This is a genomic window from Methanoregula sp., from assembly GCF_049686655.1.
GTDB lineage: Archaea > Halobacteriota > Methanomicrobia > Methanomicrobiales > Methanospirillaceae > Methanoregula.
Map to the genome: position 1 here is coordinate 14,145 of NZ_JBAVIG010000047.1, position 20,745 is coordinate 34,889.

Annotated in this window: 30 protein-coding genes; 28 read left to right on the forward strand and 2 right to left on the reverse strand. The window is 54.6% G+C overall.

The features are described 5' to 3' along the window. Position 1 precedes the first annotated feature (1 nt). Positions 2-952, forward strand: a complete 951-nt coding sequence (locus WBL42_RS05815) for a DUF128 domain-containing protein (protein ID WP_424720362.1) — start codon at positions 2-4, stop codon at positions 950-952. Here the strand turns inward: WBL42_RS05815 and WBL42_RS05820 are convergent, their stop codons facing one another. After that, entirely contained in the window at positions 953-3,244 is a 2,292-nt protein-coding gene (locus tag WBL42_RS05820) for a tubulin/FtsZ family protein (RefSeq protein ID WP_424720323.1), read from the reverse strand. A gap of 362 nt (positions 3,245-3,606) precedes the next feature. Here WBL42_RS05820 and WBL42_RS05825 point away from each other — a divergent pair, with 362 nt between their 5' ends. Together WBL42_RS05825 and WBL42_RS05830 are read left to right on the forward strand one after the other, a co-directional pair. Continuing rightward, positions 3,607-4,593: a 5,10-methylenetetrahydromethanopterin reductase gene (locus tag WBL42_RS05825; protein ID WP_424720324.1), complete on the forward strand. Its 987-nt coding sequence runs from the start codon at positions 3,607-3,609 to the stop codon at positions 4,591-4,593. A 466-nt stretch (positions 4,594-5,059) separates the two neighbouring features. Then, positions 5,060-5,686 carry a hypothetical protein gene (locus tag WBL42_RS05830; RefSeq protein ID WP_424720325.1) on the forward strand — a complete coding sequence of 209 codons (627 nt, stop codon included), beginning with the start codon at positions 5,060-5,062 and terminating at the stop codon, positions 5,684-5,686. 7 nt (positions 5,687-5,693) lie between these two features. Here WBL42_RS05830 and WBL42_RS05835 read toward each other — a convergent pair whose 3' ends face one another. Then, positions 5,694-6,536, reverse strand: coding sequence for a F420-dependent methylenetetrahydromethanopterin dehydrogenase (locus WBL42_RS05835; protein WP_424720326.1), 843 nt, complete (start codon positions 6,534-6,536; stop codon positions 5,694-5,696). A gap of 209 nt (positions 6,537-6,745) precedes the next feature. On the opposite strand from WBL42_RS05835, the gene WBL42_RS05840 reads away from it, so the two are divergent. The 25 genes from WBL42_RS05840 to secY all read left to right on the forward strand — a co-directional run bounded on the left by WBL42_RS05840 (position 6,746) and on the right by secY (position 20,733). Beyond that, on the forward strand, positions 6,746-7,150 hold the full coding sequence (locus WBL42_RS05840; RefSeq protein WP_424720327.1) for a Tfx family DNA-binding protein: 405 nt from the start codon (positions 6,746-6,748) through the stop codon (positions 7,148-7,150). Positions 7,151-7,794: 644 nt separating this feature from the next. Then, complete coding sequence (locus tag WBL42_RS05845; RefSeq protein WP_424720328.1) at positions 7,795-8,808, forward strand: 50S ribosomal protein L3; 1,014 nt, start codon at positions 7,795-7,797, stop codon at positions 8,806-8,808. Positions 8,809-8,814: 6 nt separating this feature from the next. Further along, positions 8,815-9,561, forward strand: coding sequence for a 50S ribosomal protein L4 (gene rpl4p / locus WBL42_RS05850; protein WP_424720329.1), 747 nt, complete (start codon positions 8,815-8,817; stop codon positions 9,559-9,561). Then, entirely contained in the window at positions 9,562-9,810 is a 249-nt protein-coding gene (locus WBL42_RS05855) for a 50S ribosomal protein L23 (RefSeq protein WP_424720330.1), read from the forward strand. 9 nt (positions 9,811-9,819) lie between these two features. Next, positions 9,820-10,536, forward strand: coding sequence for a 50S ribosomal protein L2 (locus tag WBL42_RS05860; protein WP_424720331.1), 717 nt, complete (start codon positions 9,820-9,822; stop codon positions 10,534-10,536). Positions 10,537-10,541: 5 nt separating this feature from the next. Further along, on the forward strand, positions 10,542-10,961 hold the full coding sequence (locus tag WBL42_RS05865) for a 30S ribosomal protein S19 (RefSeq protein WP_424720332.1): 420 nt from the start codon (positions 10,542-10,544) through the stop codon (positions 10,959-10,961). A 5-nt stretch (positions 10,962-10,966) separates the two neighbouring features. Continuing rightward, positions 10,967-11,431 carry a 50S ribosomal protein L22 gene (locus WBL42_RS05870; protein ID WP_424720333.1) on the forward strand — a complete coding sequence of 155 codons (465 nt, stop codon included), beginning with the start codon at positions 10,967-10,969 and terminating at the stop codon, positions 11,429-11,431. A 1-nt stretch (position 11,432) separates the two neighbouring features. Beyond that, complete coding sequence (locus WBL42_RS05875) at positions 11,433-12,128, forward strand: 30S ribosomal protein S3 (protein WP_424720334.1); 696 nt, start codon at positions 11,433-11,435, stop codon at positions 12,126-12,128. Beyond that, positions 12,128-12,331, forward strand: a complete 204-nt coding sequence (rpmC, locus tag WBL42_RS05880; RefSeq protein WP_424720335.1) for a 50S ribosomal protein L29 — start codon at positions 12,128-12,130, stop codon at positions 12,329-12,331. The genes WBL42_RS05875 and rpmC overlap by 1 nt, the downstream gene beginning before the upstream one ends. Next, positions 12,328-12,612 carry a ribonuclease P protein component 1 gene (locus WBL42_RS05885; RefSeq protein WP_424720336.1) on the forward strand — a complete coding sequence of 95 codons (285 nt, stop codon included), beginning with the start codon at positions 12,328-12,330 and terminating at the stop codon, positions 12,610-12,612. The genes rpmC and WBL42_RS05885 overlap by 4 nt, the downstream gene beginning before the upstream one ends. Next, positions 12,612-12,938 carry a 30S ribosomal protein S17 gene (locus tag WBL42_RS05890; RefSeq protein ID WP_424720337.1) on the forward strand — a complete coding sequence of 109 codons (327 nt, stop codon included), beginning with the start codon at positions 12,612-12,614 and terminating at the stop codon, positions 12,936-12,938. Before WBL42_RS05885 ends, WBL42_RS05890 begins: the two co-directional genes overlap by 1 nt. Continuing rightward, complete coding sequence (locus tag WBL42_RS05895; protein ID WP_424720338.1) at positions 12,935-13,333, forward strand: 50S ribosomal protein L14; 399 nt, start codon at positions 12,935-12,937, stop codon at positions 13,331-13,333. The genes WBL42_RS05890 and WBL42_RS05895 overlap by 4 nt, the downstream gene beginning before the upstream one ends. A 10-nt stretch (positions 13,334-13,343) precedes the next feature. Next, positions 13,344-13,709: a 50S ribosomal protein L24 gene (rplX, locus tag WBL42_RS05900; RefSeq protein ID WP_424720339.1), complete on the forward strand. Its 366-nt coding sequence runs from the start codon at positions 13,344-13,346 to the stop codon at positions 13,707-13,709. Then, positions 13,709-14,434 (forward strand): 30S ribosomal protein S4e, encoded by a 726-nt coding sequence (locus tag WBL42_RS05905; RefSeq protein WP_424720340.1) that lies wholly within the window; start codon positions 13,709-13,711, stop codon positions 14,432-14,434. Before rplX ends, WBL42_RS05905 begins: the two co-directional genes overlap by 1 nt. A 5-nt stretch (positions 14,435-14,439) precedes the next feature. Continuing rightward, positions 14,440-14,937, forward strand: a complete 498-nt coding sequence (locus WBL42_RS05910) for a 50S ribosomal protein L5 (protein WP_424720363.1) — start codon at positions 14,440-14,442, stop codon at positions 14,935-14,937. Further along, positions 14,937-15,092: a 30S ribosomal protein S14 gene (locus tag WBL42_RS05915; protein ID WP_292415985.1), complete on the forward strand. Its 156-nt coding sequence runs from the start codon at positions 14,937-14,939 to the stop codon at positions 15,090-15,092. The genes WBL42_RS05910 and WBL42_RS05915 overlap by 1 nt, the downstream gene beginning before the upstream one ends. Positions 15,093-15,106: 14 nt before the next feature. Then, a complete protein-coding gene (locus tag WBL42_RS05920) occupies positions 15,107-15,499 on the forward strand; it encodes a 30S ribosomal protein S8 (RefSeq protein WP_424720341.1) in 393 nt (130 codons plus the stop codon). Between the two features lie 12 nt (positions 15,500-15,511). Beyond that, positions 15,512-16,036 carry a 50S ribosomal protein L6 gene (locus WBL42_RS05925; protein WP_424720364.1) on the forward strand — a complete coding sequence of 175 codons (525 nt, stop codon included), beginning with the start codon at positions 15,512-15,514 and terminating at the stop codon, positions 16,034-16,036. A 5-nt stretch (positions 16,037-16,041) separates the two neighbouring features. Then, complete coding sequence (locus WBL42_RS05930) at positions 16,042-16,785, forward strand: 50S ribosomal protein L32e (protein ID WP_424720342.1); 744 nt, start codon at positions 16,042-16,044, stop codon at positions 16,783-16,785. Then, entirely contained in the window at positions 16,778-17,230 is a 453-nt protein-coding gene (locus tag WBL42_RS05935) for a 50S ribosomal protein L19e (protein ID WP_424720343.1), read from the forward strand. Before WBL42_RS05930 ends, WBL42_RS05935 begins: the two co-directional genes overlap by 8 nt. A gap of 1 nt (position 17,231) precedes the next feature. Next, positions 17,232-17,756: a 50S ribosomal protein L18 gene (locus WBL42_RS05940; RefSeq protein WP_424720344.1), complete on the forward strand. Its 525-nt coding sequence runs from the start codon at positions 17,232-17,234 to the stop codon at positions 17,754-17,756. Continuing rightward, complete coding sequence (locus WBL42_RS05945; RefSeq protein WP_424720345.1) at positions 17,757-18,374, forward strand: 30S ribosomal protein S5; 618 nt, start codon at positions 17,757-17,759, stop codon at positions 18,372-18,374. Continuing rightward, positions 18,374-18,835, forward strand: a complete 462-nt coding sequence (locus WBL42_RS05950; protein WP_424720346.1) for a 50S ribosomal protein L30 — start codon at positions 18,374-18,376, stop codon at positions 18,833-18,835. The genes WBL42_RS05945 and WBL42_RS05950 overlap by 1 nt, the downstream gene beginning before the upstream one ends. A gap of 5 nt (positions 18,836-18,840) precedes the next feature. Continuing rightward, positions 18,841-19,269: an uL15 family ribosomal protein gene (locus WBL42_RS05955; protein ID WP_424720347.1), complete on the forward strand. Its 429-nt coding sequence runs from the start codon at positions 18,841-18,843 to the stop codon at positions 19,267-19,269. A 30-nt stretch (positions 19,270-19,299) separates the two neighbouring features. Next, positions 19,300-20,733, forward strand: a complete 1,434-nt coding sequence (gene secY, locus WBL42_RS05960) for a preprotein translocase subunit SecY (protein WP_424720348.1) — start codon at positions 19,300-19,302, stop codon at positions 20,731-20,733. Positions 20,734-20,745: the final 12 nt, after the last annotated feature.

Here is a 20,745-nt window from a genome sequence, read left to right on the forward strand (position 1 = left end):
AATGATACGGGCAGAACGAAAATATATCGAGATCCTGCGGATCCTCAAGGAACACCAGGACCCCGTAGGAGCAAAGAGGCTCTCGGAACTCATGGCGGAACGGGGTTTTATCCTGAGCGACCGGGCGGTGCAGTACTACCTCAGTTATCTTGACACCATGGGTTTCACTGAAAAAGTAGGGAACCAGGGCCGGATCCTGACCCTCGCGGGACGCGAGGAGACCGATAATGCCCTTGTCGATGACCGGATCGGGTTCATCATCTCGAAACTGGAACGGCTCGCGTACCGCAGCACGTTCGATCCTGCCACCGGTACCGGTGATGTGGCATACAATCTCTCCATAGTGCGGGAAGAATCGCTTGATAAAGTAATATCCGCCTTTGACGAAGTGGTGAAATCGGGATGCGGGTTTTTCAACACGTACCGGATCATTGACAAGGACCCCCGCATACCTCATGGATCTGTCGGCGTGATCACGCTCTGCAGCATATCCATGGACGGCGTGTTCCAGCGACGCGGTATACCCGTCAGGATGGCATTCGGCGGAAGACTTGAGATCGAAAACGGGGTCCCGGTACAGTTCAGGGATCTTATCGGGTACCGGGGTACTACCATAGATCCCCTGGAACTTTTCATATCCTCGGGACTCACGTCAATATCAGGTTTTGCCCGGACGAAGACCGGTATTGCACTTGCAAATGTCCGGGAAATTCCCTGTGCTGCAAGGAGCCAGGCCGAGGAGACGATCAGCCAGATGAACTCCGCCGGTTTTGTCTTCCCGGTAACCATGGGAAACCAGGTGTTCAACCTGCCCCATAATCCCTACCGCCTTTCGATTGTTGCGTTCAGCGGACTGAATTATATCGGGAACGCCGTAGAACACGGTATTGAGATCAAAACAGAGATCGGGGCCGGTAATATCCGGTTCTCGAAAATTATGGAAATCCGCTGATCAGATCCAGGAAATATCATCATGCTTCCCGATCTTTTTGTCCTGCTTTACGGTGCCGGTTGATCCTTTCCCGGTCTCCTTTTCTGCAGGTATATCCTCAGAGGGTTTCACGTGGGATTTTTTTGTAAGGTTTGTATGAAGGAGAGACTGGTCCCTTGTTGTCGGTATTGTGACCCCACGTACCGTCTTACCGGAAAATATCTCATCTTTTGCCCTGAATAACGTCTCTTTCACAGCAACTGGTCTCTCTTCGTGTTCCTGATCAGGGGAATACACCGGAACGGGGGTATCCTCCGGTGATATTGTACTCTTTCGGGAGAGTTCTTCTGACAGAGCATCAGGCATCCGGCGTTCAGGTACGTGTTCCGGCACTTGGTCCGGTACAATACGGGCAGGACTCCTTTTTTTGACAACAACGGTCCTTTTTTCCTCCGCCGGCAGGGTATCCCGGGAGGGTTCCCGTATAACCTGGTATTGTTTTGAAGGCGTCTCTGGTTTATTCTCCTGTTTTTGCCGTATAACCTGATGATTTACCTGGCGGGACAAAGAAAGATCTTCGCCGGGTTTTGGCTTGCCACCGGAGAGTACCATCATCCGTTGTCGCTGCAGCTCATGTTCAATCCTCCGGCGTGCAGCTTCCTGCGCCTGGTTATCCGTGGGACTTTTTACCGGTGATATACGGTTTTCTCCGTGGGCATCACGATGTGCGTGAGGGCTGGCTGCAGCCATTTGCTGCCCCGGAACCTCCGCGGTATGGGTAACAATACGACGGTGCTGGGGCATTTTGTTTGCACCGGCTGTATCCCCCGTTCCTGCAGGATGCGTTTGTCCTCCGGCAGGTGTGTACGCACCACCTCCCACAGCGTGCGCTTTCATGGGGGGGACCTGGTCCTGCAGGGCTTGTGCGTGGCTCCGGCTCCGGTCCGGCGGTCTCGGAACGGTTTCAGCAACTGTCGGCTCATCCATCGATGTCGTCCGGGTTCCATGTACTTCATGGGGTGGGAGTGGTTCCTGGCTCCGGACTACATCACGGGCTACCGGCCGGGTGTCCTGTTCCCTCTGCGTTTTCACCGGGAGAACGATCATCTCATCCCGGGCATTTCCGGTATCCTGCTGCAGGAGGGACTCCCTCCGGGGCGGTGCATGAGACTGTGACCGGATCTCCCTGAGTTCAGTGATCCGCGGGATATTCTCAAGACCTGTGAGCATGACTATGATCGCAACATTTTTCGTATTCATGACCGGGTAATCCCCGGACCGGGTCTCAAGACCTTGTATACTCCGGTCAATCCACTTCCTCACCGTCATGAAACCTTTCATGGAGAGTTCATGCGAGGGACCTGCCACAAGGACCAGCGCCTTATGGGCGCTCGTCATATCGCAGGGCGTCGAAATCTCGTGATAAATCGCCTGTTTGGCCAGTTCGACAATACGGGAGGCCTTCTTCTTGTCTTCTTCGTTGAATACCCCGGCAGGTTTCAGCTGGTCCAGGAACGCCAGCGGGTTGCCGGGGAGCCGTTCCACGGCATAGCCAATCGTGATGAACCCCATACCTTTCATGGTATTGAGCACCTCCCCGGAGTCCAGTACGACTTCTGCGAGATCGATACCCCCGTCAGCACGGAACTCCCCTGCCTTGAGGATCAGGCTGATCCGGCGGACTATCGCCTCGTTGAGAAGATTATACGTGGCAAGTTCGGGAGAGATCTCCGGCTCCTTCTTCCCAAAGCCGAGCATCCCGGCAAAGCTTCTCTCTTTTTTTACCAGCCTGGCCTTACCAGCCCGGATCTTTTTGTACCAGGTCTCATTATCGAAGAGGATCAATCCGTCAAGAAGCGGGGACAGGATATCAATATCATCGGCCGCTTTCCCGGATTTCTTCTCTCCTTCTGCAAGGCAGGGAAGTGTTACCAGCCCGAAGATGGGCTCGACTATTGATGACCTCAGGCCGGCAATCACGTGCGGTGCGATATCTGCCATGCTGCCGCCAAGCCCGCAGCAGATGATTATTGCATCCGTCTCACCCGATTCAAAATTGTGGACCCGCGAGACGATCTCACCGATATCAATGGTCGCCGTTGCGTCAGAGTCTATCGATGCCGATGAATTTCCCGGATCAAATGCAGGGAAAAAGATCCGTGAGTTATTGGGGATTCCGGTGAGATGCTGCAGGGTCTGTTCATCGACATCGACAGCAAGTGCCTCAATGCAGGCAACCCTGCTGCTCCGCCGATCTGTCACGTACAGGCTGTCAACTATCCTGCAACCTGCCCCGCCCAATCCGATTGCCACTATCCGCATAGCATTAACCTATAAAACCGCTTGACCTGGGTCGCTGTACACCGTAATACTAATATTGTTCGGCCGGAGTTCAATATCTTATAGGGTACTTGCATGTGGAGAAAAAATTTTTCCCTATATTTTTCTTACACTGAGTAATGTCTTACACTCTTTAAAGAATCAAGGAAACTGCAAATGGTTCCTGAATGGGGATATCATCCTGCGTCTGCCCCGGCTTACTGGACATTCGTGGTCGGTTTTCCTGAAAAAACCTCAGAATGGACGATTTGTGAATGGATCCCTTAACGGAGCCAACATAAAATGATAATTTATTTAAACGCGTGTACGGTAATACTCAATGAGGTGCACAAGCCTTGACATATGGAATAGAATTCGTACCAGGAAATGTCAATGTAAAGCAAGTTGTTAACTTCTGTAAACTTGCCGAATCCAAAGACATTGATTTCGCATGGATCACCAACCACTACAACAACCGCCACTGCTACCCAACCCTCGCCGCGATTGCTCAGGCAACCACGACCCTCAAGATGGGTCCGGGTATCATGAATGCGTTCACGGACACTCCCGCTGCAATGGCATCCTTTGCCTGCACGCTCAATGAGATCTCCGACGGACGTGCTGTCCTCGGTATCGGACCGGGCGACCTCTCAACGCTCCCAAAGCTGGCAATCAACCCTGAGAAGCCGGTTGGCCGCCTCGAGGAAGCCGTTGTGCAGATCCGCAAGCTCTGTGCCGGCGAGGAAGTCAAGAAGTCCGGAATGCAGTTCTTCGACTATGACGGTGCAAAGCTGACCGGTGTCACCCTGCCCGGAAAGAAGGGTATTCCCATGTACATCGGTGCACAGGGCCCCAAGGTTCTGGACCTTGCAGGAAGAATCGGTGACGGTGCACTTATCAATGCATCCAACCCCAAGGACTTCGCTATCGCAATCCCGATCATCAAGGCAGCCTGCGACAAGGTAGGCAAGAAGAACTTTGATGTCGGTGCGTACACCGCAATGTCCATCGACCAGAGCGAGAAGAAGGCCCGCAATGCAGCCAAGATCGTTGCAGCATTCATTGCAGCCGGCTCACCGCCAGACCTCCTGACCCGCCACGGCCTCGACCTCAACAATGTTGCCAAGATCAAGGCAGCACTCGGGAAGTTCGACTTTAAGACCGTCGGAGAACTTGTCGGGGACAAAGAGATCGATGCCTTCACCATCGCAGGCACTCCTGAGATGGTCAAGCAGAAATGCGCTGATCTCACCAAGGCAGGTGTCACGCAGATCATCTTCGGTTCACCACTCGGTCCCGACATGACCAACTCCATCCGCCTCCTCGGCAAGTACGTTGTATAAGAGCAGACTACAATACCTGCCCGGATACAGCCGAAACAGGTGATGGTGCCTTGGCAGAAATTTTTTTTCCTCTTTTGCGGCTCTCTGTAAAAAATTTTCCCGCAGGTTAAATCTCTGTCGTGCAAATGACTATCAGCTCCTGCCGGAAATATACATCGTAATGGGAATGTTTTCCATCACTGAAGTTGCGACTCCCAATGGAATCGTGCAGTTCCGGGAGGATCCGCTCACCGGGTTCCGATGTCGGATCAGTCCCGATCGATCGAAACGGCATAACTATCATCAGACCTATATTCCCCCGGCTCCGGAAGATTGTCCCTTTTGCAGGGACCGTATTTTTACCGTCACCCCGCCTTTTCCAGATGGCACACGGATCATCCGGGGTGACAGCGTTACTTTCCCGAATATGTTTCCGTTCGGACAGGGGCATGTTGTTACTGTTCTAACCCGGGAACATTTCGTGGATATGTTCACAAAGCAGCAGATCGTGGACGGTTTGTTGAGCCAGGCAGAGGCCCTCGGTCGGTATGATGGCTATCCGAGCATCAACTGGAATTTTCTCCCTTCAGCAGGGGCAAGCCTCGTTCACCCGCACATGCAGGGGCTGTGTGACAGCCAGCCATCACGGATTGCCGGGCAATACCTTACGGTAAGCAGGGAATACCGGAACTCGTATGGCAGGTGCTACTGGGACGTTTTGAAAGAAGAGGAAAAAAAATCCGACCGGTATTTGTCCGGAGAGGAGATTGTCTGGGCCGCAAACGCAGTGCCCGTGGGAGAACGTGAAATCAGGGGATATCTCCCGATTACTACCATCGATGAACTGGAGCCGTATGCCGATCTTCTTGCAATGGGTATCCTTGATGTAATCTCCCTGTACCGGAAACTTGGGACCTATGCATTCAACATGGCCATCTTTTTCGATCACCCGGGAAACGATAACGGGTTTAATGCGTTCTGCACCTTAATTTCCCGGATCAACCCCAACCCGTCTTCCACAAGCGATTCAGCATTCATGGAACGCCTGCACATGGAACCGGTGATCATGACGCTGCCGGAAGAGCTTGGGACCCTTTACAGAAAAGAAAAATAAAAAAAATTTACTCGAATTTTGCAACGAGTTTGTTCTTGCGGACGAGCGTGCCATCCTTCTTGTGGGGCTGGCGCAGGATGCTGTCGCCTGCTTTCTCGAGCTCGCGGGCTTCATCACAGAGAGCTGCAGCGCACCTCATCATCTCGTGAGCGCTTGAAACGATCGGGATATATTTCTCCCATTCCTTGGTCATAAAGCAGCCCTTGACGTTCTGTCCTGCAACTGCCATCGCAATCTCGTGGGCAGCGCGTGCCTTTGCGAGTGCATAGTTGTTGGTGAATTCACCGTCGACTGCCTTGTCAGTGGTCATGATGATCTTGGGGAGCTCAAGTTCTGTGCCCTTCTTTCCTGCCTTGACCTGGTCGATGACCTTGTCGATAGCGAGCTGGAGTTTGCGGAATGCACCGGTGACTGCCAGTACTTTGACGAGGTTGCCGTTGAAGTCGGCCATCTCGATGGGGTCGAGGAATTCGCGGCGGGCACCGATCATGGAGTCTGCCTTCATGATGATGTAGCCGAACTTGGTGTCAGCCTTGACCGCTTCCCACTCCTTTTTCGTGGTTACATCATCAGTGATGATGATAACCGGGATACCTGCTGCTGCAAGCTGTTCTCGGGCACCGGTCGGGCCGGGGAGAACCCCGTTGGGGGAAACTACAATACAGAAGTCCGGTTTATATGCCTTCAGGTTGGAAACCACACGGTCGACATCTGCCGGCTCGAGTTTCGTGCCGCTGGTCGCCATGAATGTTTGCATGTCTTCACGGTCTGCTCTCTCATCGAGGAGCAGCTCTGCCATAACACCACTTGCAATGTTGCCGAGTTTCGCAACGCCTACTTTAACAACCATCTAATTCACCTCGATATTTTTTATAACACGTTATTATGACCCGGTATTCATATAAACATTTTGAAACGTCTTCTCTCCTCGTAAAAAAGAGGAAACACTATTCTTTAACATTATATAATGAATTTCCCATGTGAATGAATGAACGTACCTTCGTCGGCACCTGAAGAGTTAACGAAAAGTGTTTAAGTTCTGACGGAAAAGTTCTTTGTATGAAGGACGGGTTGCTCACGGATCGCCAGATGGAGGTACTCAGGTATCGGAAGCAGGGCCTGACCCAGCAGCAGATTGCCGATATCATCTCCACCTCAAAAGCCAATGTCTGTACCATTGAGAAAAGCGCAATGGAGAATATCCGCAGAGCAAAAGAGACCCTCGAATTCCTCTACACTCTTGATGCGACCCATCTCTGCACTATCCCCTCCGGGACTGATCTGTTCAATGTCCCTGCCATCATCTTTGGTGAGGCGGAAAAGATCAAGATCAAAGTGAAGTACGATACGATATCCCTCATAAACCGGCTCAGGGAATCCCGGTCCCAGGCCTGCAAGGCCAGGGCGGTCTGTGAAGATATTATTGTCTATATCACCGATCAAGGAGAATTGTATTTCGGGTGAGCCGGTTTACGGTTTCATAAAATCCTTCCAGATACCCGTTTTCACCTCCGATTCCTGGCATATGTTTATATCCTCTTTTATTCAATAATAATGGAAGCCGATATGAGGTTATCCTCTGCAGATCAAGCGCCCGGGTTACCGGGCCGGATCTGCATACGGCGGGACCGTGCATCCGGACACTGGAATAACGGTTCTGCCGTGGGTATACCTTGATTGGTCAACCTTCCCGCATGGGAAGGTATACCGAGAAGGAGTTGTGATCCGTCACAACAGGCTGACAGAGTGGGTCTGATCAGGCGCATGGGCCAACGTTCGTGCAACGTGCCCGCTCCGTCTGCTGCGTAAGAACAGCGGATGGATGCGTCATTGTCAGGATCTTCTTTCGCGAGACAGGAATGCCGGGCACACCGGCACAGCGATGGGTACAATCTCATACGCATCTCCAGGACAGGGTAACGCAATCATCAGCGGAATGTCTTACTGGTAATCTCACGATTGCCTGTGCGATATCCGGTGCATACTCGCTACCCTGTGTCGCGTGTTGGCTTTGAAAAAAAGCCAAAATTGTCACACATCTCGGATTAATCTCTCAAACGTGTCGCAATGAGAATAACCTACACGCAAGATAAAGGATTGATTAACACATGCCAAAAATAAACAGACCACGCCGTGGTTCACTTGCATTCAGCCCGAGAAAGCGTGCAAAGAGCCCGATCCCGAAATACCAATCGTGGCCTCTTAGTGAGGGAGCACCGGTCCTGCAGGGATTTGCCGGGTATAAGGTAGGTATGACGCATGTAATTATGGTGGACGATCACAAGAGCAGTCCAACCGAAGGCAAAGAGATCATGGTGCCAGTCACGGTAATTGAAGTACCGATGATGAAGGTAGCCGCGATCCGCGCTTATAGCCGGGATACATACGGCAAACATGCGTTCACTGAACTCTGGGCAGACCAGCTTGATACCGTGCTTGGACGCAGGATCACCCTGCCCAAGGACTACAATAAGGAAGCCGCGCTGAAGAAGTTCACCGATGCACTGGCAGCCGGACTTGTAGCAGAGATCCACGCGGTAACGTACACGCAGCCCGCATCACTTTCCGGTGTCCCAAAGAAGGTACCCGATCTTATGGAGATCAAGATCGGCGGTGCAGATGTCAAGAAGATATTCGAGTTTGCACAGGGACTCCTTGGAAAGGAAGTTGCGCTCACCAACGTGATCCAGGCCGGAGCATATGCAGACATCACTGCAATTACCACCGGTAAGGGAACGCAGGGTGCCGTAAAACGCTGGGGCATTGCACTGCGCAAGCGCAAACACTCCGTTGGCGGAAAAGAACGCCACCTTGGAACCCTCGGACCGTGGAACCCCCACCATGTCAGGTGGCAGGTTCCCCAGATAGGCCAGCTGGGATTCCAGCAGCGCACCGAGTTCAACAAGCGGATCTTAAAGATCAGCGAGGATGCTAGCGAGATCACCCCCGCCGGGGGCTTTCTCCATTATGGTGTTCTCAAGAACCCGTACATTCTTGTCAAGGGCTCTATCCCCGGCCCGGTAAAGCGGCTCATCCGTATCAGGCCCGCGATCCGCCAGGGCGAACATGTCGTCAGGATGCCGGCAATCCAGTTTGTGAGCACCCAGAGCAAGCAGGGATGATCAGAGATGAAAGCACAGGTTAAATCACTTGAAGGCGGAATCACCAAGGACATCGAGCTTCCGGAGATCTTTTCCGAGGATTACCGCCCCGATCTGATCAAGAAAGCAGTCATGGCACTCCAGAGCACCCGGAGACAGCCGCACGGGACCGACCCGTTTGCCGGTATCCGCTCGTCTGCGGTGGGTTGGGGAAGTGGTCGCGGATCATCACACGTTCCCCGTATCAAGAACGGCTCCCGCGCAGCAAAAGTCCCGCAGGCAAAAGGCGGACGTGAGGCTCACCCCCCGAAAGTAGCCAAAGTACTGATCAAAGAGATCAACCAGAAGGAAAAACAGAAGGCATTCCGCTCGGCTGTCGCCGCGAGCATCTCTGCAGAACTCATCAAGGGTCGGGGACACACCTTCGAAGGTGCAGTACCGATCGTCTTTGAGGACAAGTTCGAGGCACTCGGCCGCACTCAGGATGTCATCACTGTACTCACCACTGCAGGTATCTACAGCGACATCGAACGGGCAAAGGACAGCAAGAAGGTCAAGGCAGGCAGGGGCAAGATGCGCGGGCGCAGGTTCAAGCAGCGCAAGAGCCTCCTCATCGTCACCGCAGACAAGCCGCTGCTCGCAGCACGCAATCTTTCCGGTGTCGACGTAGTTACCGTTGACCAATTGAATGTCGAGCACCTCGCGCCGGGAATGCTGGCCGGACGTCTCACCGTCTGGACCGAGAGCGCACTCACACGCCTGGGGGGCAGGTAAATGACCCTGAAATACCCGTTTGTTACGGAAAAGGCAATGGTCCTCCTCGAGAACCAGAGCAAACTCCAGTTCCTTGTCACCCGTGAGGCGAACAAGGACGACATCAAGCGCGATATCGAGAAGGCATTCGGCCAGAATGTCAAAAGCGTCCGCACGCTCATGAACACACACGGCCAGAAAAAGGCCATCGTGAGCTTTGAGAATGACAAGGCCGCCGAGGAGATCCTCAGCCGGCTCGGCATAATGTAGGTGGGGAACATGGGACATCGAATCACAACACAAAGCCGGGGCAAGGGAGGCCCGACATACCGCGCTCCATCCCACCGGTACAAGGCAGAGCTCAAGCACATCGGTGATGACACGCAGAAGATCACCGGAACGGTCATCGACATCGAACACGATCCCGCACGCAATGCACCGATCGCGCTCGTCAAACTTGAGGACGGGCAGAAAGTCTACATGCTCGTCACCGAGGGACTGGGTATCGGCGAAGTCATCACTTGGGGAGCCAACGTCGAATTAAAGAATGGCAACACGCTCACCCTCCAGAATATCCCCACCGGGACCTACATCTGCAATATCGAAGCCCGGCCCAACGATGGCGGCAAGTTTGTCCGTGCCTCGGGAGTCCAGGCAGTCGTAGTCGACAAGATCGGAGACCGCGTCGGTATCCGGATGCCCAGCGGCAAAACCAAATGGTTCAACCACCGCTGCCGCGCAACTGTTGGAATCGTTGCAGGTGGCGGCCGTGTCGAGAAGCCGTTCGTGAAAGCAGGTAACAAGTACCACAAGATGGCGAATACCGCATCCAACTGGCCACGCGTCCGTGGTGTAGCGATGAACGTCATCGACCACCCGTTCGGTGGCGGTGGACACCAGCACACTGGTCGCCCGAAGACCATTGCGAGAGGTACCTCTCCAGGAAGGACTGTCGGACATGTGGCTGCACGCAGGACAGGTAAGAGCAGGAAGTGAAGGGTATGGCAGCACCTAAGAAGACACAGAAGAGAATGCCAAGACGGCGTGAGGAGTTCACCTATCGCGGCTTTACTATAGACGAGCTCAAGGCAAAGGGAATCAGCGAACTCCTCCCGCTTATGCCAGCCCGTCCACGTCGCAAGATTGTACGCGGATTCTCCCGCGGGGAAGAGACATTACTCACAAAGATCCGACAGGGTGATGAGAAAGTCAGGACACACCTTCGTGAAATGATCGTCATGCCGGAAATGATCGGCAAGACCATCGAGATCTACAACGGCAAGGAGTTCACCAAGGTTGAATTCCAGCCGGAGTCTGTCTTCCATTACCTCGGGGAATTTGCACTGACAAGAAAGAGGGTTTCTCACGGAAGTGCCGGTATCGGTGCAACCAGAGGCAGCAAGTACGTTCCGCTGAAGTGATGGACATGGCACGCATTGATTATTCCAATAAAATCACGGGAGACAACGTGGCAAAGGCCAAGGCCAACGAGCTAAACATGTCCCCCAAACACTCGATCGAGATTGCCGGGCTTATCAGGCACATGCGCGTGAACGAAGCAATCGCGTACCTTAACGAGGTAGTCAAACTGAAAAAAGCCGTCCCGTTCCGGCACTTCAACCGGAATGTCGCGCACAAACGCGGCCTTCCCGGTAACTGGGATGCAGGCCGGTACCCGGTCAAGGCATCCAGGGAATACATCCGTCTCCTTGAATCGGTCAAGAAGAATGCCGAATACATAGGTCTCGATGCGGAAAAGCTCGAGATCATCCACGCCTCCGCCAACCGCGGGCGTGCCCAGAAAGCATTCTTTCCCCGTGCAATGGGAAGGGCAACTCCCAAGGTCCGCGAGTCCGTGAACCTCGAGATCATCGTCCGCGAGGTGGCGTAATATGGCAGTCGAGAGAAAATTCATTGCTGAAGGCGTCAGGAAGGCCCGCGTAGAGAAGTACCTTTCAAAGGAACTCAAGCGCGCAGGCTACGGCGGGATGGACATCGCCAGGACGCCACTTGGCACCCAGGTCACCATCTTTGCAGAGAAGCCGGGAATTGTCATTGGTAAGGGCGGCAAGCTGGTCCACCAGCTCACCCTTGACCTTGCCCAGAACTACGGTGTTGAATCCCCGCAGATCGAAGTCCAGCAGGTTACCAACCCCAGTTTCAATGCCCAGATCATGGCAGAGAGACTGGCCAACGCCCTTGAGCGCGGCTGGTACTTCCGCAAGGCAGGATCCAGTATCATGCGCCGGGTCATGGATTCCGGTGCGCTTGGCTGTGAAGTCGTCATAGCCGGGAAACTGACCGGGGCACGTGCCCGTACTCAGAAGTTTACTGAAGGGTACATCAAGCACTGCGGCGAGCCGAGCAATACGATCGTTGAGAAAGGCTATGCCGTAGCGATCAAGAAACTCGGTGTTATTGGTGTCCAGGTCAAGCTCGTGCCCGCAGGCGCGAAGCTGCCCGACCACTTCTCGATCATCGAACAGGAGAAGAAGCGCCCGGCCCAGAAGGCCGGTGTTGTCCCTGTTGGTGACGCCGATGTCGAAGAACCGGCACTTCCCGATGAGGATTTGGGAGGGGAACAGTAATGGCAATATTCAGAGCCCAGGATGTCCGGCAGCTCTCTGATGTTGAGCTGCAGGAAAATATGGGAAAACTCCGGATGGAGCTCGTCCAGCACTATGGAAAAGTCAGTGCAGGTGGCGCCACGGAGAACCCCGGACACATCCGCGAACTCCGGAGGACGATTGCCCGCATGCTGACCGAGCAGAACCGCAGGAGAACTGCATGATCTCTTCCCAGAATGTCCTCCGCCATGAACTCATTGGCCTGGACGTTCTGGTATCGGGAGCCGCAAACCCCTCTCACAAGGGGCTGTCCGGTCGCATCATCGATGAGACAAAGAACCTGCTCGTGATTGACACCCCCCGTGGTGTCAGGCGCATCCCCAAGATGTATAGCATCTTTGCGGTGCGCCTTCCCGGCAGGGAACATGTTGAGATAGATGGATCCGTGATGGTACTGGCTCCTGAAAGAAGGATCAACCTGCACGAAAAGAAGAGGATACCATAATGGCACTAAACATTGGATTGAACGTCCAGGCCCCAAGCGTGGAATGCAAGGACGTTAATTGTCCGTTTCACGGCACTTTACCGGTGCGCGGCCAGGTGATCACCGGCAAAGTCGTGAGCGATCGTATGATGGGAACGGTCGTAGTGGCACGGAATTACCTGCACTACGTTCGTAAATATAAGCGGTACGAGAAGCGAAGCTCGAAGCTCCATGCCCACAACCCCTCCTGTATCGGGGCAAAGGTTGGCGACATGGTAAAGATTGCTGAGTGCCGGCCGCTTTCGAAGAGCACGACTTTTGTCGTTGTGGAGGTGCAGACACAATGAAGGCAAAGCAGTCCAAGACGCCGAGGGCTCTTGCGACAGGAACAAGGCTCGCATGCGCCGATAATACCGGTGCCAGGACCGTGCAGATCATTTCGGTCTTTGGCTACCATGGTGTCAGGCGCCGTCAGCCCAAACTGGGACTGGGAGATCTCGCTACCGTGAGTGTCCAGAAAGGCACCCCCGACATGCGCCGCAAGCTGGTGCGTGCAGTGGTCATCCGCGCAAAGAAGGAGATGCGCAGGCCAAACGGCATGCGTGTATCCTTTGATGACAACGCTGTCGTTGTCGTGGATGAGAAAAATGAGCCAAAAGGAACTGAGATCAAGGGACCGGTAGCCCGTGAAGTTGCGGAGCGGTTCCCCAAACTCGGTTCCATGGCAACTATCATTGTCTGAGGTGCGTGAAATGGCAAGAATTGAAAGCGAACAGCCGAGAAAACAGAGAAAGGCACGCTATAACGCACCTTCCCACGTGAAGACCAAATACTTAAACGCCCCCCTTTCAGATGTCCTGAAAGAGCAATACAAGAAGAAGACACTGCGCGTGACCAAGGGCGATACTGTCCGGGTTACCCGTGGGGATTTCGTCGGTACTGAAGGCCTTGTCGATGCAGTCGACACCAGGAATGCAAAGATTGTCGTTCACGGTGTCTTCTCGACAAAGGCAGACGGGACTGAAGTTCCCCGGGGTGTTGATGCCTCGAACGTGCAGCTCACCAAACTCAACCTCAATGACAAGCGCCGTGCGGCAAAACTCGCGGAGGCCGAATAATGTCAGACCATCTCAAGCGATTAAACGCCCCTGACTCGTGGCACATCGCAAAGAAGACCACGAAGTTCATTACAAAGACTGCACCCGGCCCGCACAACGCAAATGCAATGCCGATTGCAGTCTGGCTCCGTGACCACATGGATTACGCGCGGAACCTGAAAGAGGTCAAGCAGATCCTTGGCCAGAACGATGTGATCATCAACGGAAGGTCGTGCCGCGATCCCAAGATGGGTGTCGGCATTTTCGACATCATCTCCCTGCCGAAGATCAACAAGTACTACCGTATCCTGCGTGACAAGAACGGCCGGCACATTTCCATCGAGATCGATGCAGACGCGGCAAAGAGCCGCCTGTGCAAGGTCAGGAACAAAACTACCATTACCGGTGGCAAGGTCCAGCTGAACATGAGGGATGGCGCCAACATTCTCGCGGACAACACCTACAAGTCCGGGGATTCCATCGAGGTTTCCATTGAACCAGAGACCCGGTTCAAGATCCTCAACCACTTCCCGTTTGCAGCAGGCAACATGGCCATGATCATCGGCGGAAAACACTCCGGCAAAGTTGCCCGGATCGTTGAGATCATCAAGATGCCCGGCAGTGTCCCCAACAAGATCATCCTTGAGGATGAGAAGTCGGGTACCCGGTTCGACACCATTGCCCCCTACATCTATATGGTGGGCAAGCAGACATCCGCAATTGCCAAGTGGGGGATTGAACAGTGACGTCGATGCGCGATATCTATGTCGACAAGGTTGTCGTTCACATGGGAGTCGGCGAGGCCGGCGATAAGCTGGTGAAAGCGGAAAACATCATGAAGACTATCAGCAGGCAGACGCCGATCAGGAGCATTGCCAAGAAGACCCAGCCTGCTTTTTCCGTCAGGAAAGGCATGCCAATCGGCTGCAAGGTCACCCTCCGTGGCAAACCCGCCCGCGACTTCCTGGATACCTCGTTGAAGATCATCAACAAGACGCTCTTTGAGAGCCAGCTTGACAAGAGCGGGAATTTCTCATTCGGTATCGAGGAGCACACTGACTTCCCCGGCATGTCCTACGACCCGCAGATCGGTATCTACGGTATGGATGTCAACGTCGTGCTCGAACGCAGAGGCATACGGATCACCCGCAGGCGCATGGAGCAGAAGAAACTCCCGGCAAAACAGCGCGTCAGCAAACAGGATGCGATCGCGTTCCTCAGGGAGAAATACCAGGTAGAGGTGCGCTAATGGCTGGAGAAAGGAAGAAGATCTACGGTCGCGGTGCGAACGAGTGCAAGATGTGCGGGCGCAAACAGGGGCTCGTGCGCAGATACCATATCATGTTCTGCAGGCAGTGCTTCCGCGAATGGGCCCAGAAGATGGGCTTCAAGAAGATGAGCTGAGGAGTGAGCAAGAAATGACACGATTAAATCCCATAGCAGACGGAATGTGTGCCCTGAAAAATGCAGGCGACACCGGCAAATCCGTGTGTGTTATCGAACCCGCAAGCAAGCTCCTCGGCGCAATGCTCCGCATCATGCAGGACGCCGGATACATCGGCGGCTTCGAGTTCGTAGAAGATGGCAGGGGCGGGCAGCTCAAGGTCAACCTTACGGGCCGGATAAACCGCTGCGGTGCAATCACCCCACGGTTCTCGGTACAGCTTGACGAAATGGAATACTGGGAGAAACAATATCTCCCCGGGAAGAACTTCGGTATCCTGATGCTCTCCACCTCCCGTGGCGTCATGTCCCACGAACAGGCACGGAAGGAAGGTATCGGTGGCGAACTGCTCGGGTACGTCTACTGAGAAGGTGCGATGATGTCAGCAATACGAAAAGTTAAGATTCCCGATGGCGTCAAAGCCCAGCTTGACGGCACGCAGCTTCGGGTGACCGGTCCCAAGGGGCAGCTCGTCCGCAATATGCGGTTCCCCCAGGTTACGATCACCTGCGACGGCTCTGAAGTTACCATTGCAACAGAATCCCGGCGAAAGGAGATCACGGCAATGGTGGGCACGCTTGAGGCGCACACCAAGAACATGTGTCGTGGTGTCAGTGAAGGCTTCGAGTACCGCATGAAAGTGGTCTACAGCCACTTCCCCATCCAGCTCAAACTCCAGGGAAACCGGCTTGAGATTGCCAATTTCCTTGGCGAGAAGAAAGCACGGTATGCACGGATCGAAGCAGGTGTCACGGCAAAAGTGGCAAATGACGAAGTCATGCTCAACGGCATCGACCGCGAACTGGTCGGGAACTCAGCAGCAAACATCGAACACGCTACCCATATCCGGAACCGCGACCCGCGGGTGTTCCAGGATGGCATTTACATGGTTCAGAGGGGCTGAAGTCAATGGCAACAGAAGTAAAACGACTGATCCGTGTGCGCGTTGATAAAGGCGCAAGCTTCAAGCGCGACGGGTTTGGCAAGAAACGCCAGCTCTCCGACTCATGGAGAAAGCCCCGCGGCCAGCATAACAAACAGAGGGAGCAGAAGAAGGCAAAGGGAGCACTCCCCAAGCCGGGATTCGGCAGCCCGATCGCAGTACGCGGCATGCACCCGAGCGGCTTCTTTGAAGTCCTCGTAGCCTCAATCAAGGAGCTCGCGGGACTTGACAACAAGACCCAGGCCGTGCGGATCTCCGCAACGGTTGGCGATCGCAAGCGGGTTGCGCTGCAGGAAGCTGCAGTTGCCGCAGGGCTTAAGGTGCTCAATATCCGTACCATCACGCCCAAGGCAAAGAAGGCACCGGCAAAGGTTGCAGCAAAGGATGAGGGTAAAGCCAAGAAGGATGAGAAGAAACCCGTAAAGTCCAAGGCAGCAGCCACCCCGGCAAAGAAAGAGGCACCAAAGGCAAAACCGGCGTCCAAGTCCGAAGAGAAGAAAGCGCCGGCCAAGAAGGAAGCCAAGCCCAAGGTGGAGAAAGCAGCAGAGGCTCCCGCAAAGAAGGAGAAGGTGCCCGCCAAGACCACAAAGGCACCGGCCAAATCGGCAGAGAAGGCAGCTGATGAGGAAAAGCCCAAGGCTGCAGCAAAGACTGCCTCCGCAACCAAGGCAAAAAAGAAGACCGATTCAGGAGTGAAGAAGAATGAGTGACGTAGCAAGCCAGAAACGCATTGCCGCGTCCATCCTGAAGTGCGGTGTTAACCGCGTCTGGTTCGACCCGGCCCGTATCTCGGATATCGAGAACGCGATCTCGCGCGAGGACCTCCGGGGACTCGTAACGGATGGCGCGATCAAGGCACACCAGAAGAAAGGTGTCAGCCGCGGCAGGGCCCGGGCACGGATCGCACAGCGGTCATACGGGCACCGGAAAGGTGCAGGCAAGAGGAAAGGTGCAGCAGGTGCCCGCAACCCGAGCAAGACCGCATGGGTCCAGAAGATCCGTGCAATCAGGAAAGTGCTCGTTGAACTGCGTACAGCCGGTACCATTGACCCGCATATGTATCGCGTTCTCTACCGCAAAGCGGCAGGTGGCCAGTTCAGGAGCGTCGCGCACATGAAGGCGCAGATGGAGATCCTCGCAGGGAGGATGAAGTAACATGGCAACAGGATCACGGTATTTTGTCCCCTTCCGGAGACGGAGGGAAGGCAAGACCGATTATTACCAGCGGACCCGGCTTGTTGTTGCGGATGCACCACGGATGGTGGTACGCAAGACAAACCGGCACATCATCGTGCAGCTCGTTGTTGCCGAGATGGACGGCGATCGCACGCTCGTAGCAGCAAACTCTGCCGAGCTCGAGACATACGGATACAAGGGATCGATGTCCAACACTCCCGCAGCCTACCTCACGGGCATGCTCTTTGCCGTCAAGGCAAAGAAGGCCGGGCAGGACCGCGCTATACTGGATATCGGGCTCAACCGCGCCACAACGGGCGCCCGCGTATTCGCTGCGCTCAAGGGTGCAGTGGATGCAGGACTTGACATTCCCTACGGCGAGGAGATTCTCCCCTCGGAAGAGCGCATCAAGGGTGCGCACATCGCGGCATACAACAAGAATGCCGGCGACCTCGTCAAAAATGTCGAACAGGTGGCAGATGCCATAAAGAAGGAGATGGCGTAAATGGCATACGAACGAGAAGAATGGCACCCGGTCACCGGTCTTGGCAAGCTCGTCGCTTCGGGTGAGATCAAGAGCATTGATCAGGTCCTCGAGAGTGGCAGGCCTATCAAGGAACCCCAGATTGTTGACGCGTTCCTCCCTGACCTCGAGGATGAAGTCCTCGATATCGCCATGATGCAGCGGATGACCGATTCCGGGCGCCGTGTCCAGTTCCGTGCCGTTGTCATCGTAGGCAACCGTAACGGGTACATCGGCTTCGGCCAGGGCAAGGACGTTCAGGTCGGCGACGCGATCAAGAAAGCGATCGTCAAGGCAAAGATGAATCTGATCAAGGTGCGGCGCGGCTGTGGCAGCTGGGAATGCGGGTGCAACGTAAGTCACTCCATCCCCATGCAGGTCACCGGCACTGCCGGAAGCGTTAAGGTCACCCTCAAGCCCGCACCTCAGGGAATCGGGCTTGTTACCGGTGACATCAGCAAGAAAGTGCTGGAACTCGCAGGTATCAAGGATACCTGGACATTTGCGCGCGGACAGACCCGCACGACCATCAACTTCGCAAAGGCAACGTTCAACGCGCTCAAGGCGACCAACATGATCCGGACAGGGAGGTCACAGTAATGTACGCGGTCGTTCAGGTCCGCGGTGTTGTGAAAACCCGCCGGGACATCAAGGACACCTTGAAGATGCTGCGCCTGCACCACATCAACCACTGCGTGCTCATTGCGGACTCCCCCGAGAACCTCGGCATGATCCGGAAAGTCAAGGACTATGTAGCATATGGTGAAGTGGATGCAGTAACTGTCGAGACCCTCCTGCAGACCCGCGGCAGGGTTCTCGGCGATGCGCCGCTCACAGACGAGTATATCAAGTCCAACTCGACTTACAGCAACATTGCGGATTTCGCCAGGGCACTTGCCGGCGGGGAAACGAAACTACGTGACATGCCGGGACTTAAACCCGTGCTGCGCCTTCACCCCCCGCGCAAAGGATACAAGACCACCAAGCGCACCTTCCCCCAGGGTGGAGCGCTTGGCTATTATGGTCAGGAGATCAATACTCTCCTCTATAAGATGAGGTGAAGCAGATGCCAACCAACAAGCGTTCAAAGTTCCGCGGCTCGCGGACATGCGGTGGCGGCACCCACAAGAACCGTCGCGGTGCAGGAAACCGCGGCGGCAGGGGACGTGCCGGCATCAATGCCCACCACTTTGTCAAGTGGTACAAGGAGATGGGCGGCCCGGTATTTGGAAAGGACGGGTTCTGTAACCAGACCAGTACTGACGTGACAGCAATCGATGTCGGTGCGCTGGACCAGATCGTACCCTCTCTCCTTGCCCAGGGAATTGCCAAGAAGGAAGGCGACATGATCGTGATCAATATCGCTGATATGGGGATCGACAAAGTCCTCGGAAGCGGCAAGGTCACCCGGAAGATAAACGTCTCCGCATCGGCATTCTCCGAGACTGCGAAGGCAAAGATCGAGAAGATGGGTGGAAAGGTTCAGGTTGAATAACGACCATCCGAACAATTTTTTGGTGAAACCATGGGAAACCTGCTGGATCGAATGGAACCCCTGCTCGCTGCAATGCCCGCAGTCAAGAGCCCTGAAGGCCACGTTCATTTCAAGAACAAACTGATCTGGACGCTGGGAATACTAGTCCTGTACTTTGTCCTCACAAACATCCCGCTGTTCGGACTTGCACCCAACAGCGCGGATATCCTCGCCGCGTACCGTGCCCTCCTTGCCGGTGCAAGCGGTTCGATCATTCATCTCGGTATCGGACCGATCGTTACGGCATCCATCGTACTCCAGCTCCTCAAGGGCGCAGATATCCTGCACATCGACACGAGCGAAACGCGTGGCCAGGTCATGTACATGGGCCTGCAGAAGATCCTGATTATTGTCATGATCATTGTGGAAGCAGCACCGAACCTCGTCGGAGGTTTCCTGCAGCCCGATCCGGTCATTGCAAACCAGTTCTTCGGAGGCAACCTGTTCGCGGTGTCCCTCCTGATCTTCATCCAGATCTGTATCGGTGGCGTCCTCATCTTCTTCATGGATGAGGTAGTGACCAAGTGGGGTATCGGCTCCGGTGTGGGTCTGTTCATTATTGCGGGTATTTCCCAGGCACTCGTAAACGGGTTTATCAGCTGGGCCCATGTTAAGGACCAGTACCCGGTTGGGTTCTTCCCCCGCCTCATAGCGATAGGTCTTGACGGAGGCAACTACCTGACCTACTTCGGCACGGATATGCTTGCTTTCATCACCACCGTCACCATCTTCCTCATCATCGTTTACGTTGAATCCACCCGTATAGAGATCCCCCTTGCCCATGCGCAGATCCGCGGGGCGAGGGCGCGGTTCCCCGTCAAGCTGATCTATGCCAGTGTCCTGCCGATGATCCTCGTGCGGGTGCTCCAGGCAAACATCCAGATGGTCGGTATGTTCCTCTCTAACGTCAACATCACGATCTTCGGGACTTTCAGCGGTTCAACACCACAGAGTGGTATCATGTGGTACCTTGCACCGGTCAATGGCCCCTCGGACTGGATGTGGTGGACAACCGATCTCGGGCATGCGGTATGGCAGGTGCTATTACGCATGGGGATAGATATCACATTCATGGTGGTCGGAGGTGCGATCTTCGCGCTCTTCTGGATCAAAACCGCAGGGCTTGACTCCAAGGATGTCGCCCGGCAGATCCAGCTATCAGGCATGTCCATCCCTGGCTACCGCCGGAATCCGCAGGTGCTGGAAAAGTACCTGGACCGGTATATCCCCCGTGTAACGGTGATTGGTGGTGTCTTCATTGGTGTGCTCAGTGTGGTTGCAAACCTTTTCGGTGTCATCGGTTCCGTTAGCGGAACAGGATTACTGCTGACGGTCAGTATCACCTACCGGCTCTACGAGGAGATCGCAAGCCAGCAAATCATGGAGATGTACCCGTTCATGCGGACATTCTTTGGAAAAGAGTGAGTCAGGAAAGGG

Excerpts from the sequence above, each read along its gene's own strand:
- WBL42_RS05815 (WP_424720362.1), top strand. The coding sequence starts at position 2 with ATGATACGGGCAGAACGAAAATATATCGAGATCCTGCGGATCCTCAAG.
- WBL42_RS05830 (WP_424720325.1), top strand. The coding sequence starts at position 5,060 with ATGTTCACAAAGCAGCAGATCGTGGACGGTTTGTTGAGCCAGGCAGAG.
- WBL42_RS05835 (WP_424720326.1), bottom strand. The coding sequence starts at position 6,536 with ATGGTTGTTAAAGTAGGCGTTGCGAAACTCGGCAACATTGCAAGTGGT.
- WBL42_RS05840 (WP_424720327.1), top strand. The coding sequence starts at position 6,746 with ATGAAGGACGGGTTGCTCACGGATCGCCAGATGGAGGTACTCAGGTAT.
- WBL42_RS05845 (WP_424720328.1), top strand. The coding sequence starts at position 7,795 with ATGCCAAAAATAAACAGACCACGCCGTGGTTCACTTGCATTCAGCCCG.
- rpl4p (WP_424720329.1), top strand. The coding sequence starts at position 8,815 with ATGAAAGCACAGGTTAAATCACTTGAAGGCGGAATCACCAAGGACATC.
- WBL42_RS05855 (WP_424720330.1), top strand. The coding sequence starts at position 9,562 with ATGACCCTGAAATACCCGTTTGTTACGGAAAAGGCAATGGTCCTCCTC.
- WBL42_RS05860 (WP_424720331.1), top strand. The coding sequence starts at position 9,820 with ATGGGACATCGAATCACAACACAAAGCCGGGGCAAGGGAGGCCCGACA.
- WBL42_RS05865 (WP_424720332.1), top strand. The coding sequence starts at position 10,542 with ATGGCAGCACCTAAGAAGACACAGAAGAGAATGCCAAGACGGCGTGAG.
- WBL42_RS05870 (WP_424720333.1), top strand. The coding sequence starts at position 10,967 with ATGGCACGCATTGATTATTCCAATAAAATCACGGGAGACAACGTGGCA.
- WBL42_RS05875 (WP_424720334.1), top strand. The coding sequence starts at position 11,433 with ATGGCAGTCGAGAGAAAATTCATTGCTGAAGGCGTCAGGAAGGCCCGC.
- rpmC (WP_424720335.1), top strand. The coding sequence starts at position 12,128 with ATGGCAATATTCAGAGCCCAGGATGTCCGGCAGCTCTCTGATGTTGAG.
- WBL42_RS05885 (WP_424720336.1), top strand. The coding sequence starts at position 12,328 with ATGATCTCTTCCCAGAATGTCCTCCGCCATGAACTCATTGGCCTGGAC.
- WBL42_RS05890 (WP_424720337.1), top strand. The coding sequence starts at position 12,612 with ATGGCACTAAACATTGGATTGAACGTCCAGGCCCCAAGCGTGGAATGC.
- WBL42_RS05895 (WP_424720338.1), top strand. The coding sequence starts at position 12,935 with ATGAAGGCAAAGCAGTCCAAGACGCCGAGGGCTCTTGCGACAGGAACA.
- rplX (WP_424720339.1), top strand. The coding sequence starts at position 13,344 with ATGGCAAGAATTGAAAGCGAACAGCCGAGAAAACAGAGAAAGGCACGC.
- WBL42_RS05905 (WP_424720340.1), top strand. The coding sequence starts at position 13,709 with ATGTCAGACCATCTCAAGCGATTAAACGCCCCTGACTCGTGGCACATC.
- WBL42_RS05910 (WP_424720363.1), top strand. The coding sequence starts at position 14,440 with ATGCGCGATATCTATGTCGACAAGGTTGTCGTTCACATGGGAGTCGGC.
- WBL42_RS05915 (WP_292415985.1), top strand. The coding sequence starts at position 14,937 with ATGGCTGGAGAAAGGAAGAAGATCTACGGTCGCGGTGCGAACGAGTGC.
- WBL42_RS05920 (WP_424720341.1), top strand. The coding sequence starts at position 15,107 with ATGACACGATTAAATCCCATAGCAGACGGAATGTGTGCCCTGAAAAAT.
- WBL42_RS05925 (WP_424720364.1), top strand. The coding sequence starts at position 15,512 with ATGTCAGCAATACGAAAAGTTAAGATTCCCGATGGCGTCAAAGCCCAG.
- WBL42_RS05930 (WP_424720342.1), top strand. The coding sequence starts at position 16,042 with ATGGCAACAGAAGTAAAACGACTGATCCGTGTGCGCGTTGATAAAGGC.
- WBL42_RS05935 (WP_424720343.1), top strand. The coding sequence starts at position 16,778 with ATGAGTGACGTAGCAAGCCAGAAACGCATTGCCGCGTCCATCCTGAAG.
- WBL42_RS05940 (WP_424720344.1), top strand. The coding sequence starts at position 17,232 with ATGGCAACAGGATCACGGTATTTTGTCCCCTTCCGGAGACGGAGGGAA.
- WBL42_RS05945 (WP_424720345.1), top strand. The coding sequence starts at position 17,757 with ATGGCATACGAACGAGAAGAATGGCACCCGGTCACCGGTCTTGGCAAG.
- WBL42_RS05950 (WP_424720346.1), top strand. The coding sequence starts at position 18,374 with ATGTACGCGGTCGTTCAGGTCCGCGGTGTTGTGAAAACCCGCCGGGAC.
- WBL42_RS05955 (WP_424720347.1), top strand. The coding sequence starts at position 18,841 with ATGCCAACCAACAAGCGTTCAAAGTTCCGCGGCTCGCGGACATGCGGT.
- secY (WP_424720348.1), top strand. The coding sequence starts at position 19,300 with ATGGGAAACCTGCTGGATCGAATGGAACCCCTGCTCGCTGCAATGCCC.